12 protein-coding genes are annotated in these 12,443 nt (G+C 32.7%); 2 read left to right on the plus strand and 10 right to left on the minus strand.

The features are described 5' to 3' along the window. From GBO31_RS13655 to GBO31_RS13690, 8 genes are all read right to left on the minus strand, one after another. The coding region (locus tag GBO31_RS13655; protein WP_219008919.1) for an SDR family NAD(P)-dependent oxidoreductase at positions 1-490 on the minus strand (490 nt) is incomplete at its 3' end. A gap of 25 nt (positions 491-515) precedes the next feature. Then, entirely contained in the window at positions 516-908 is a 393-nt protein-coding gene (locus GBO31_RS13660) for a hypothetical protein (protein ID WP_219008920.1), read from the minus strand. 11 nt (positions 909-919) lie between these two features. After that, complete coding sequence (locus tag GBO31_RS13665; RefSeq protein WP_219008921.1) at positions 920-1,555, minus strand: transglutaminase-like domain-containing protein; 636 nt, start codon at positions 1,553-1,555, stop codon at positions 920-922. Between the two features lie 11 nt (positions 1,556-1,566). Continuing rightward, entirely contained in the window at positions 1,567-2,619 is a 1,053-nt protein-coding gene (locus GBO31_RS13670) for a phosphotransferase family protein (RefSeq protein WP_246615873.1), read from the minus strand. A gap of 69 nt (positions 2,620-2,688) precedes the next feature. After that, positions 2,689-3,906: an acyl-CoA dehydrogenase family protein gene (locus tag GBO31_RS13675; RefSeq protein WP_219008923.1), complete on the minus strand. Its 1,218-nt coding sequence runs from the start codon at positions 3,904-3,906 to the stop codon at positions 2,689-2,691. 47 nt (positions 3,907-3,953) lie between these two features. Continuing rightward, a complete protein-coding gene (locus GBO31_RS13680) occupies positions 3,954-4,730 on the minus strand; it encodes an SDR family NAD(P)-dependent oxidoreductase (RefSeq protein ID WP_219008924.1) in 777 nt (258 codons plus the stop codon). Positions 4,731-4,774: 44 nt separating this feature from the next. Then, entirely contained in the window at positions 4,775-6,589 is a 1,815-nt protein-coding gene (locus GBO31_RS13685) for an acyl-CoA dehydrogenase (protein WP_219008925.1), read from the minus strand. Between the two features lie 137 nt (positions 6,590-6,726). Further along, positions 6,727-7,299 carry a Crp/Fnr family transcriptional regulator gene (locus GBO31_RS13690; RefSeq protein ID WP_219008926.1) on the minus strand — a complete coding sequence of 191 codons (573 nt, stop codon included), beginning with the start codon at positions 7,297-7,299 and terminating at the stop codon, positions 6,727-6,729. A 681-nt stretch (positions 7,300-7,980) separates the two neighbouring features. Between GBO31_RS13690 and GBO31_RS13695 the strand changes: the two genes are divergently transcribed. After that, positions 7,981-8,301 (plus strand): Hpt domain-containing protein, encoded by a 321-nt coding sequence (locus tag GBO31_RS13695; protein ID WP_219008927.1) that lies wholly within the window; start codon positions 7,981-7,983, stop codon positions 8,299-8,301. A gap of 23 nt (positions 8,302-8,324) precedes the next feature. On the opposite strand, the gene GBO31_RS13700 is transcribed toward GBO31_RS13695, so the two are convergent. Then, complete coding sequence (locus tag GBO31_RS13700; RefSeq protein ID WP_219008928.1) at positions 8,325-9,473, minus strand: response regulator; 1,149 nt, start codon at positions 9,471-9,473, stop codon at positions 8,325-8,327. A gap of 273 nt (positions 9,474-9,746) precedes the next feature. On the opposite strand from GBO31_RS13700, the gene GBO31_RS13705 reads away from it, so the two are divergent. Continuing rightward, positions 9,747-11,057, plus strand: coding sequence for a DEAD/DEAH box helicase (locus GBO31_RS13705; RefSeq protein WP_219008929.1), 1,311 nt, complete (start codon positions 9,747-9,749; stop codon positions 11,055-11,057). Positions 11,058-11,125: 68 nt separating this feature from the next. Here the strand turns inward: GBO31_RS13705 and murA are convergent, their stop codons facing one another. Next, the gene (gene murA / locus GBO31_RS13710) at positions 11,126-12,442 is read right to left on the minus strand and encodes a UDP-N-acetylglucosamine 1-carboxyvinyltransferase (protein ID WP_219008930.1); all 1,317 of its coding nucleotides are present in this window, start codon (positions 12,440-12,442) and stop codon (positions 11,126-11,128) included. Position 12,443 lies beyond the last annotated feature (1 nt).

A 12,443-nucleotide genomic window follows, 5' to 3' on the forward strand; every position in this document is an offset into this window, starting at 1 on the left:
CCACTGCAAACTTACTAGCACTATAAGAAAGGTTATTTAAAGATGCTTTAAGACCTGCTAATGAAGCAATATTTACAATGTTTCCGTGTCCTTGTTTCATCATTTGCTGTAATGCTAATTTCATACAATAAAAAACTCCCGTTTGATTTACTGCAATTACACTATCCCAATCCTGTAAAGTGTATTCTGCAGTTTTAGACATGTTTCTTGGACCAATTCCTGCATTATTTACCATTACATCCAATCTTCCAAATTGATCTACTGTATTAGAGATTAGCGATGCTACTTCTTCATAGTTTGCAACATTTGCTGGAATAACAACTGCTTTACCTCCTTCTTCAATAATTTGATCTGCTATACGCTTTGCTTTTCCTTCTTTTATATCAGATACTACAACGGTAGCTTCATATTTTGCAAAATGTTTTGCGGTAGCTGCTCCTATTCCAGAACCAGCTCCTGTGACAACAACTATTTTATTTTTTACTTGCATATTATATAAATGGTTATTCTATTTCTTACTGATCAGTACATAATATAAGACGAGAATCTAACAAAGCTCGGCTTCTCATTTCCGCAGGATATGCTTTATGACTAATCATACCTATAAACTCTTCTTTACTTTCGTATTGTACAATCAATATTTTATCCCATTCTATTCTATCTTTGGGTCCAATCAATCCGTAAATAGGCTTTCCACTATAAAGTACTTCTGCATTTGTAACCTTAAAAAAAGGGAGTGCTGCCTTCATATATTGAGCATAGCCTTCTTCTCCAGTTATCCCTTCTTCTTCAATTTTATCTTTAAATTTCAATAAATTAATCATTTGAAAAGATCCTTCGAGAGGTAATTTCAAAAAATCGTTCCATTGTTTTTCGGTTATTCCCGTAAAGGTTGTATAGGTTTTCATAAAGTTGATATTTATAATCTTATTTCTGAGTATCCTTCATACTTCTTATATATTTCTGAGTAATGCTCTTTTATATTGTTCAAAATAAAATCATGTGGCAAATCTTCAAAATGCCCATAATCTTCAATGTATTCCATAAAAATACCCCCTTGATTATCATACTCTTGAAACATAGAGTCTTCTTCTCCATTAAACTCTAATGGAGCTACATTACATTTTTCACATAAAGCCTTATTAAACGCTGGAGAAGCCTTTAGCCATTTTCCATTAAGAAAAACATTAATCATTCCATGAGGAGTTAATTCATTAGTTCCAAACTTTTCTATTAATCGTTCTACACCTATGTGATTTTTAACTTTTGCAAGATGAATTCTTGCCGGAATTCCAAGACCTCTTAATCCTGCTATTAATATGATCGATTTATCCAAACAATGCCCACTACTTCTTTTTACAAGCTCACTAGCTTTATAAGCTTCTTTTTTCAAGCGTATGTGATACGGATCATAACGCCATTCATCTCTTACTTTTAGATATAACTCTACTGCCTTTTCTTTTGTAGATAAATCATCATTATTAAATTCTTTTATCAAATTTTGAATATCTTCTGATTGATAATCATAATAATATGTAGCTCTTAAATAATCCATTCTTTCAGTATTTAATCAATCTTTTTTATTTGAATTGCCTTCCAAGCTAAATTACATAGTAAAGCTGAAGCCTGATCTAATTGTGCAAACCTGGGATCGGTGGTTAACCCTTTGTTATATCGGAAATAAATTTGCTGAGCAATCACCGCAATTTTGAAAAGTCCAAAAGCATAGTAAAAAGTCAAATGATCTATGGCTCTTCCACTTTTTTCTGCATACCTCTGTACGATCTCACTTCTAGAAGGATTTCCTTCCAATATAGTTGGTGACGGAATTCCTTTTTGTACAAATTCGTGGTCACTATTCATCGTCCAATATGCTAAAGAGGTTCCCAGATCCATCAAGGGATCTCCTAAGGTTGCCATTTCCCAATCCAAAACTGCATTTACCTCTTTCCAAGTTTGGTCTTTAAAAACAATATTATCATATTTAAAATCATTGTGTACTAAACTAAATGCATACTCTTTTGGCTGATTCAACTCCATCCATTCCATCACTTTATGAGCCGAAGGAACTTCTTGGGTTATTGCTGCTACATACTGTTTACTCCAATTAGCCACTTGACGCTTTACATAACCTTCAGGTTTCCCTAGATCTTCTAATCCTATTTGTTTATAATCTATCTGATGAAGGTCAACAAAAGTGTTTAACCAAGAATCAGCAATAATTTTAAAATTAGCAGGAGCAACTTTTCTTTGTTTTGCTTCTTTAACGTTTAGAATAATTCCATCTACCTTTTCCATGATATAAAATTGACATCCTATTATATCTCCATCATCAGTATAGGTATACATTTTAGGAACTTTGGGAAATGCTTTATAAATTCCAGATTGCACTTTAAATTCTCGTTTCATGTCGTGTCCTCTTTTTATTGCTCCAAAGGGAGGACGACGCAAGACATATTCTTTATTTTCAATTTCTAGTAAATATGTAAGGTTAGAATACCCATGCGTATATTGAGTTACTTTCCATGGACTTTTTACATCTTCTATTAAACCTTTATCAAGTAGAAATGGTTTTAGTGTATTTTCATTAAGTTCTTCTCCTTTTCGAACATTTTGCATTATCATACTCTTTTAATCGCACCAAAACTCATCTTTACCAACTGGTTTAAAATGCTTTCATTAAATTGACTATTCTTCTGAATACTTTTTTATAATACTTTTTCCTAATTGATACATATGTACTTCATCAGGCCCATCAGCTAACCGAAGCATTCTTGCTGCAACAAAAAAATGTGCTAAAGGTGTATCGGGTCCAACTCCTTTTCCACCATGTACTTGCATTGCCCTATCAATTACTTTCAACGCCATTTTAGGGGCTACTATTTTTATCATTGCAATTAGATCTTTGGATAATTTATTCCCAAACTTATCCATTTTATCAGCTGCAGAAAGTGTTAGTAATCTTGCTTGTTCAATATCACATTGAGACTGTGCAATTTCTTGTCGGATACTACTATAATCCTTAAAAGTTTTTCCAAAAGCAATACGTTCAGCTGCTCTTTTGGACATTAATTCTAATGAACGCTGCGCCATACCGATGAGGCGCATACAATGATGGATACGTCCTGGCCCCAACCTTCCTTGAGCGATCTCGAAACCTCTTCCTTCTCCTAAAATCAGATTTTCTTTAGGAACACGAACATTTTCTAATACAATCTCCGCATGACCCTCTGGAGAATCATAAAAACCAAAAACAGAAAGTGGTCTTATGATTTTTAATCCTGGTGTATTTATTGGAACTAAGATCATACTCTGTTGTTGATGCCTAGGTGCTTTTGGATCTGTTTTTCCCATTACAATAGCTATCTTGCAATTTGGATTCATCCCTCCAGAAGACCACCATTTTCTTCCATTAATCACATAATCATTTCCATCACTTATAATAGATGTTTCAATATTTGTAGCATCTGATGAAGCTACCTGAGGCTCAGTCATTAAAAATGCAGAGCGGATATCTCCATTTAATAGTGGTTCTAACCATTCTTGCTGTTGCGAAGCTGATCCATATTTTGCTAAAACCTCCATATTTCCAGTATCTGGAGCGCTACAATTAAAAATTTCTGAAGACCACAAAATACGTCCCATAATTTCGGCAAGCGGCGCATATTCTAAATTGGATAAACCAGGACTTAAATCTCCATATCCTTTGGGTAAAAACAAATTCCATAAACCAGCTTCTTTGGCTTTTTCCTTCAGCGCTTCCATACCAGGCCAAGGTTTCCAAAGGTTATTGGGATGATACAGAAATTCATTCACTTCATTCTCTACGGGTAAGATATGTTCTTCAAAAAAGTTAGTAAGCTTCTTTTGAAGACTTAATATATGTTCTGAATAATCAAAATTCATATAATTTCAATTTATGATAGATTGTATTCTAAAAGAGTTAATTAAAATTAGCCTGCAATCATATAACCACCATCTGCAGTATATACACCACCAGTCATGTAGGCTCCAGCCTCTGAAGCCAGTAAACAAACAATACCAGCCATTTCATCCGGCATTCCCATTCGGGCACTTGGCAAGGTCTTTTCAATTTTGTCAAGCAACTTTTCATTTTGCCAAAGTGCAGCACTAAATTTAGTTTTAATCAATCCTGGACAGATTACATTAGCACGAATTCCATATTGTCCCCATTCTTTTGCCTGATTCTTGGTTAACATGAGTAAAGCTGCTTTACTAGTACTATATAAACCTAATCCTGCTCCTGGATGTAAAGCTTCTACTGAAGCTATATTTACAATACTCCCTCCTCCTCTTTCTTTCATTGAAGACAGAGCAAGATTAGATAAAATCCAAGGTGCTTTTACATTAATATCCATAATCTTATCGAAAACACTTTCTTCAGCATCTTCAATAGGTCCATATACAGGATTTATTGCTACGTTATTTACCAAAATATCTACTCCTCCGCACTGTTCAATTGTTTTTTCGATTAAATCAGTTCGTTGATCCGACTTACCGATATGGCAGGCAATTCCTATTGCATCCAAATTGTTATCCTTGAATTCTGCAACCACATCATCTACTKCTTCTTGACTTCTGCTACTGATCACAACTTTCGCTCCATGTTCTGCTAATCCCTGTGCAATTGATTTTCCTATTCCCTTACTAGAACCAGTGATTATTGCTACTTTCCCGTTTAAATTAAATGATTGTTTTATACCCTTCATTAGTTATTTAATGAAATTAATTATTGATAAATATGTGATTTGAATTAATTGAAAACTTCTTTCTCTCCAAGAATAGTTAATACCTCCTCATCCGTCAAGGTTTCTGCAAGTCCACTTGTTTTAGGTAATTCATATTTGTAATAGAATTTCATTGCATGAATCTTGCTTTCGTAAAACTCTTCAGAATAAGTACTTTTTCCCGTTACGATGGCATTTTTAGCATTGGTTGCTATATCTAACCATATCCAAGCCATTAGAATATTGCTAAAGAATTCCATAAATGGAGTTGCATCAGACAAGAAACGTTGATAATCTCCTTTTTTAGCAAAGCCTACTAAAAATCCAATTACTTTCTGAGTTAGTAGTAACTTTTCTCCTAATGAATTTGCATATCCTTTTAGATCATCAAATTTTGAAGCTTGCCGGATCGTATGCATGATTTCATTATTAAGTAATTCTAATGCTTTTCCGTTTTCCATCAGGAGTTTTCTTCCTAATAAATCTTGAGATTGTATTCCTGTTGTACCTTCATAAATTGGAAAGATTCTAATATCTCTGTGATACTGCTGTAGTATAAAGTCTGAACAAAATCCATATCCTCCTAAAACCTGTAAACCATTAGAAACTGCTTGCGCTCCCATCTCTGAAGGATATGTTTTTACCATAGGAATAATTAACTCTAATAAAAGGTTATATTTTTCTTTTTCTAAAGGATCTGATAAGGTTTCTTTAAGATCATAATATTTTGATGCTAATAGCACCAAACTTAAAGAGCCTTCAGAGATTACTTTTTGCATGAAAAGCATTCTACGAACATCTGGATGATTAATAATGAGTGTTTGGGCTTGCTCTAAATCCTTTTTTCCTGTATTTGCTAACTTTCTTCCTTGTGGACGCTCTTTTGCATATTGTAATGAAGCTTGATATGCAGCGGTAGCAATGGCTGCAGCACCTCTTCCCACAGCAAWCCGAGCACCATTCATCATCAAAAACATATATTTTAATCCCTGATGAGGTTTTCCAACGAGCCAACCTTTACAGTTATCCGCATCTCCGAAACCTAAATGTGTTGTACAATAACCACGTTGTCCCATTTTTTGAAAATCTGCAACCGTTGTAACGTCGTTATCAATCAATCCTCCATTTCCATCTGGTCTCTTTTTTGGTACTATGAATAAGGAAATACCTTTTGTTCCGGCAGGCGCACCTTCTATTCTTGCAAGAACCAAATGCACAAAATTTTCTGCATATTGATGATCTCCACCCGAAATGAATATCTTTTGTCCCAAAATTTTATAGGATCCATCCTCTTGAGGAATCGCTTTTGTTACTACATCTGATAAAGAACTACCTGCTTGAGGCTCTGTTAAACACATAGTTCCACCCCAATTACCAGATAGCATATTTGGAACATAGATATCATTCAATTCTTTATTGGCAAAGTGAATAATCAATTCTGCTGCTCCTAGTGTTAACCCTACATATCCCGGTAAGTGATTATTGGCCGCATCTTGAATAAAAGCAGATGCTGTATACATCATCATTGGTAGTTGCAATCCTCCTGCTTYGTAGTCAAAAGTACCCGAAATCAATCCCATTTCTCCGCCCTTTTTCATCATTACCTCCACCTGTTTATGAACGACTACTTTTCCATCTTTATAATAAGCTGGATTTTCATCCATTTCTTTCACATAGGGAAATAGCTCTCTATCTGAAAATTCTTTTACTGAGTCTAAAAATAAATTCAAAGAATCTTTATCATGATCAGCAAAACGATCTTGAATGAGTACTTCTTCAAGTTGATGAACATCATACAAGAGGTACTTTAATGTTTCGATATCTACATATTGGTTAGCCATTGCGCGAAGTTTTAAGAAATTGATTATTGACAACCCAATAAATTTCGTGAATATTTAGTAGATTCTTATTAAACAAGTTTAATAAATACGAATTTTAATATTTTATTTGGTTTTTGATAAAAAATATTTAGTGCTATTTATTTCTTACTCAATCGTTTCCTAATTTTTGAAAGCCCTACTGGTGTTAAACCTAAATAAGAGGCAATCATATATTGAGGAACTCTTTGAAAAAGAGAAGGTCTTTTTTCTAATAATTGAAGATAACGTTCTTGATTCGACAGATTCTTTATCCGATTAATTTGTCGAAAATTATTAATATAAGCTTTTTGCATTGACAATCTCCCAAAACGCTCTAAGGCATGTGAGTGATCAAATACTTTTAAAGCATCAGCTTTCGATATTGTATATATCACAGAATCTTCCGTAAACTCTAAATATGACTCTGAAGGAATCTCTTCGATATAGGGATATAAATCTGTAAAAAAAGTGTTTTCTGTGTAGAACTCCATTACTCTTGCAACTCCCTCTTCTATGGTGTAATAAGTTACACAACCTTGCCTCATAAAATAAAAGTCATGAATATATTGTCCTGGTTTTACCAGAAAGTCACCCTTATTAAAAGTTTCCTTCCTATAAAACCGAAGACCAAATTCCATATCGGCATCACTTACGGGAGTAAAGGAACGTATTTTTTGTTCTAGATCTTTCAATACTTATAACTATATCAACGAAAGAACAAAATATTTAGATGCTGAGCAAATATTCATATTTCAATAAACACCAAATAAAAAAAGGTTGCTCACTAGGAACAACCTTTTTTTGACTATTTATAAACTACACTAAACAATTTATCATTTACGGATAGCATAACTAGATGCTCCGGGAAGGTCTTTTAAAAAATCAACAGCACTTTTTAATATAAGCTCAATAGAAGAATAAAGATGATTCATAATTGTGTGATTTAAAGATTTAACATACGTAAATATAATAAGTTATTAACAATTTTCAAAATTATTTGTTTATTTTTTGTTGATAACATTTTGAAAAGATATATTTTAACGATATATCTTTATTAAAAGTGCACAAAAAACAAAAAATAGAGTTTTTTCTTACAAAAATTGTTAATAACTATGTTAATAACTCCAAAAATGTAATTTTATCAATAAAAACTCATAGTAATTATAGATTTTAAAAAAATTAGTAATATACTGGTTAGACAAGCTTAAAAAAGATGCCTTATTAGAAGAATAAATCGAAGGGAATATTTTTACAAAACTTATAGTATTTTATAAATTTTGTTTTTAAATTAGGAGTAAAATTCCCCATATATTATAAACCATTGTCGTAATAAATTGCCTTATAGCTAAATAGAAAACAACAACTTATAATTTATGGAACAACCGAACTTATCTTTTATTACAAAACTATCTAATGGAGATAAAGTCTTTGAAGAGAAAATCTTTAAAGTGATTAGAAAAGAGTTTCCGAAAGAAAAAGAAAAATACTTTTTAAGTATAACAACTGGTAATTACAAAAAAGCAGCAGAGGATGTTCACAAACTCAAACACAAGATCAGTATATTAGGACTAGAAAAAGGGTATGATATAGCAGAGAAATATGAAGATAATCTTAAGGATTCTTCAGAAAAGCTAAAAGAAGAGTTCGAAGATATTTTAACTAATATCACTACCTACTTAAAAGAGACTTTATAGTTAAACTTCTAAAATACTAGGCATTAACTTTTTAAACGGTAGTGGTATGCAATTTGTCCTAATTGCCCAATGATTTTTACTGAATCCTTCATTGACAATTTAGATCCATCAGCATGTATCCATCTTTTCAAAGGTTGTTCGCAGATGTATGAAATTGCCTTTTTCTTTCCGTAGAACTTTCGCATCCTGATAAAGATCTCTACATCAAATAACCAACGAGTAATAAACTTTTGCTTAAATAACTCATTAAATACTTCTTTGTCCATAATTTTGGCGCCGCACTGAGTATCATTGAAAGACATCCCTAGTATGTTTCGTATAATTAAGTTAATCGTTTTGCTTATTATTTTACGAGCGGATTCTTTAGTTATATCAGCTCCCATCCTACTCATCCTAGAGCCACTCACTATTTTAAATTCTGACGAAGCTATAGTTTTCACCAAATCATCAAAATCCTTAAAATCAGTTGATAAATCTGCATCTAAATACCCAATGTAATCCAATTGTTTATCCTTTGACATATGCAAGACACCTTGCCTCACGGCTTCTCCTTTACCTCCATTTTTTTCACAGTTATAAACACTTATATTATCTTCTCTACCTTTGCTCAATTCCAACAATACATCGAGTGTATTGTCAGTACTTCCATCATTCACAAAGCATAAGTGATACCCCAAATTACTGTTTGTAAAATCAATGAATTCTTTACTCAACAATCTTTTTTCTTCATTATAGCAAGGAATAACAACACCTACACAATTTCTCTGTAAAATTTTACCTTTTGAACTACTACTTGGAGTTCTATCTTTTTTGACACCTAAAATCCTTCCTATTCTTACAGAAACTTCATTTAAGGATAATGGCTTTTTCATATAATCATCAATTCCCAAATCAAAACCACCTATAATTATATCTTCGTCATTATTTCCAGAAAGTACTAAAACCTTAACATCTGACTTTTTTTCTTTTTTAATCTTTTCTATTACCTCTAAACCGGACATGCCATCCATATTTATATCTACAATAATAAGATCTGGGTTAAAAGATTCAAATAACTCTAAACCTTTTTGACCGCTATCGGCACATTCAACTTTATAATCAAGATCTGTAAGATGTTTTTCTAAAGATAATAGTATTAATTGCTGATCATCAATCGCTAAAATTTTTTTCATTCTAAATTCTATTTTAAAATTTACAGAAAACCTTAAATAAGCCCTTATTTATGATATGAGTTATAAATATCTTACTAGTTAATTGTGTGGGGAACGTAAAAATCTATTTTAAATTTAGGGAATTTTCTCCTAAATTTATAATTATTCCAACTAACTTCAACCATGTATTATTATAAATTAAGACAAGCACATAAATTTTATATTTAGAATTACCTACTCAGATAAGCTCAACAAAAAGGTATGTAATATGACATTTAAATGTACCTTTGTCCCATGTCATACATCACCCAAAACCAGCAATCTTTTTTAAGGAAACTTGGAATAGAAAACCTTAATCCAATGCAAGAAGAAGCAGGGTTAGCTATTTCTTCAAGTGATAATGTAATTCTACTATCCCCTACTGGAACAGGAAAAACAATTGCATTTTTATTGCCTATTCTTAATAACCTCATTTTTGATTGTACAGAAATTCAAGCGCTAATAATAGTACCTTCTAGAGAATTAGCTATGCAAATAGAAAAGGTAGCAAGAGATATGGGAACTGGGTACAAGATCAATGCTGTCTATGGAGGAAGATCGGGTTCTCAAGACAGATTAGATTTAAAACATCGTCCTGCTATTCTTATTGGAACTCCTGGTAGAGTTGCAGATAGATTAAGAAGAGATAATTTTTCTACAGATCATTTGACAACAATTGTTTTAGACGAATTTGATAAGTCCTTAGAAGTTGGTTTTGAAAAAGAAATGACAGAAATCATTCATGCATTACCAAAAATTCAAAAAAGAATACTTACATCGGCAACTCAGGAAATTCAAATACCTGATTTTGTAGGGTTACAAAATCCAGTACAAATTGATTATTTAGATCAAGTAACTTCTAAACTAACCATCAAAAAGGTGGTATCTGATACTAAAGACAAATTACCAACATTAGTACAAACTATTCATCATATTGGAAATCAACCAGGAATCATATTCTGTAATTTTAAAGACTCTATACAAAGAGTTAGCAAGTTTTTAAAGGAAAACAAGATAGATCATGGTTGCTTTTATGGAGGCATGGAACAAAAGGATAGAGAACGATCTTTAATTAAGTTTCGTAATGGCACACATCAAATAATTATTGCAACTGATCTAGCTGCAAGAGGAATTGATATTCCTGAGATCAAATATATTATCCATTATCATTTACCCATTAAGAGCGAAGAATTCACTCATAGAAATGGAAGAACTGCCAGAATGAATGCTGATGGAACAGCTTATATCATACAATGGAAAGAAGAAGATCTTCCAGATTTTATTGATGAAATAGAAACCGAAGAATTAAGTGATGCTCCTATTCCAAAAAGATCAGATTGGAAAACATTATTTATTTCTGGCGGACGAAGAGATAAAATTTCTAAAGGTGATATCGCAGGGCTTTTCTTCAAACAAGGAAAACTGCATAAAGAGGAACTCGGAATTATTGAGATCAAACCAGATTGTGCTTTTGTGGCTGTAAAAGCATCTAAAGCAAAAAAAGTAATAGAACAGGTTAACAATACTCGACTCAAAAAGAAAAAAGTAAGAGTATCCATCATATAATAAAATGCAAACGAGGAACTAGCTAGTTCCTCGTTTTATTTATATAGAAATATACTTTTATATTCTTTTTAAGAATCCATTCTGATGATTTTCGCTCCGATAGCTCTTAATCGATCATCAATATCTTCGTACCCTCTATCTATTTGTTCAATATTATGAATAGTAGATGTTCCTTTCGCACTTAAAGCTGCTATTAGCAATGAAATTCCTGCTCTAATATCAGGGGATACCATTGTAGTAGCTTTTAATGTAGATTTAAAGTCATGACCTATAATTGTGGCACGATGAGGATCACAAAGAATAATTTTGGCTCCCATATCGATTAATTTATCTACAAAAAACAGGCGACTTTCAAACATTTTTTGATGTACCATTACTTCACCTCTTGCTTGTGTGGCAACTACCAAAACAATACTCAGTAAATCTGGTGTAAAACCTGGCCAAGGAGCATCTGCAATAGTCATAAAAGATCCATCAATATAACTCTCTATTTGGTAACCATCTGTATGTGCAGGTATATAGATATCATCATCAATTTTTTCTAAAGTAATTCCAAGCTTTCTAAACGTATTAGGAATTACACCCAGATTCTCCCAGCTTACATTCTTAATTGTGATCTCACTTTTGGTCATCGCGGCAAGTCCAATCCAAGAACCTATTTCGATCATATCTGGCAATACTCTATGCTCACAACCTCGTAAAGCTTCAACTCCTTCAATTGTAAGCAAGTTAGAACCTAGACCTTCTATCTTACCACCCATCGAATTAATCATCTTGCATAATTGTTGCAAGTAGGGTTCACAAGCTGCATTATAGATAGTAGTTTTACCTTTCGCCAGCGCTGCAGCCATTACAATATTAGCAGTTCCCGTAACAGAAGCCTCATCTAATAGCATGTAAGTTCCCGTAAGTCCTTCTGGAGCTTCTACACCATAAAAACGTTCTTCTTTATTATATCTAAATTCTGCCCCAAGATTAATAAAACCTTCGAAGTGTGTGTCTAATCTACGACGGCCAATTTTATCTCCTCCAGGTCTAGGGATATATCCTTTTCCAAAACGTCCCAAAAGAGGACCAACAATCATTATGGAACCTCTTAGACCACTACCTTCCTTTTTAAATTGTTCGCTTTCGAGATACTCTAAATTCAATTCATCACTCTTAAAAGTATATTTACCTTTACCAAGTTTTTGAATTTTTACTCCTAAATTCCTAAGAATTTCAATTAATTTATTCACATCTCTAATATCAGGAATATTAGAAATAGTGACTTTTTCTGGTGTTAATAATACAGCACAAAGAATCTGTAGGGCTTCATTTTTTGCTCCTTGAGGTGTAATTTCACCTTTGAGCTTATGCCCACCTTCTATCTTAAAAGTACTCATA

It is taken from the genome of Aquimarina litoralis (assembly GCF_019295435.1).
GTDB lineage: Bacteria > Bacteroidota > Bacteroidia > Flavobacteriales > Flavobacteriaceae > Aquimarina > Aquimarina litoralis_A.

Excerpts from the sequence above, each read along its gene's own strand:
- GBO31_RS13660 (WP_219008920.1), bottom strand. The coding sequence starts at position 908 with ATGAAAACCTATACAACCTTTACGGGAATAACCGAAAAACAATGGAAC.
- GBO31_RS13665 (WP_219008921.1), bottom strand. The coding sequence starts at position 1,555 with ATGGATTATTTAAGAGCTACATATTATTATGATTATCAATCAGAAGAT.
- GBO31_RS13670 (WP_246615873.1), bottom strand. The coding sequence starts at position 2,619 with ATGCAAAATGTTCGAAAAGGAGAAGAACTTAATGAAAATACACTAAAA.
- GBO31_RS13675 (WP_219008923.1), bottom strand. The coding sequence starts at position 3,906 with ATGAATTTTGATTATTCAGAACATATATTAAGTCTTCAAAAGAAGCTT.
- GBO31_RS13695 (WP_219008927.1), top strand. The coding sequence starts at position 7,981 with ATGGAACAACCGAACTTATCTTTTATTACAAAACTATCTAATGGAGAT.
- GBO31_RS13700 (WP_219008928.1), bottom strand. The coding sequence starts at position 9,473 with ATGAAAAAAATTTTAGCGATTGATGATCAGCAATTAATACTATTATCT.
- GBO31_RS13705 (WP_219008929.1), top strand. The coding sequence starts at position 9,747 with ATGTCATACATCACCCAAAACCAGCAATCTTTTTTAAGGAAACTTGGA.
- murA (WP_219008930.1), bottom strand. The coding sequence starts at position 12,442 with ATGAGTACTTTTAAGATAGAAGGTGGGCATAAGCTCAAAGGTGAAATT.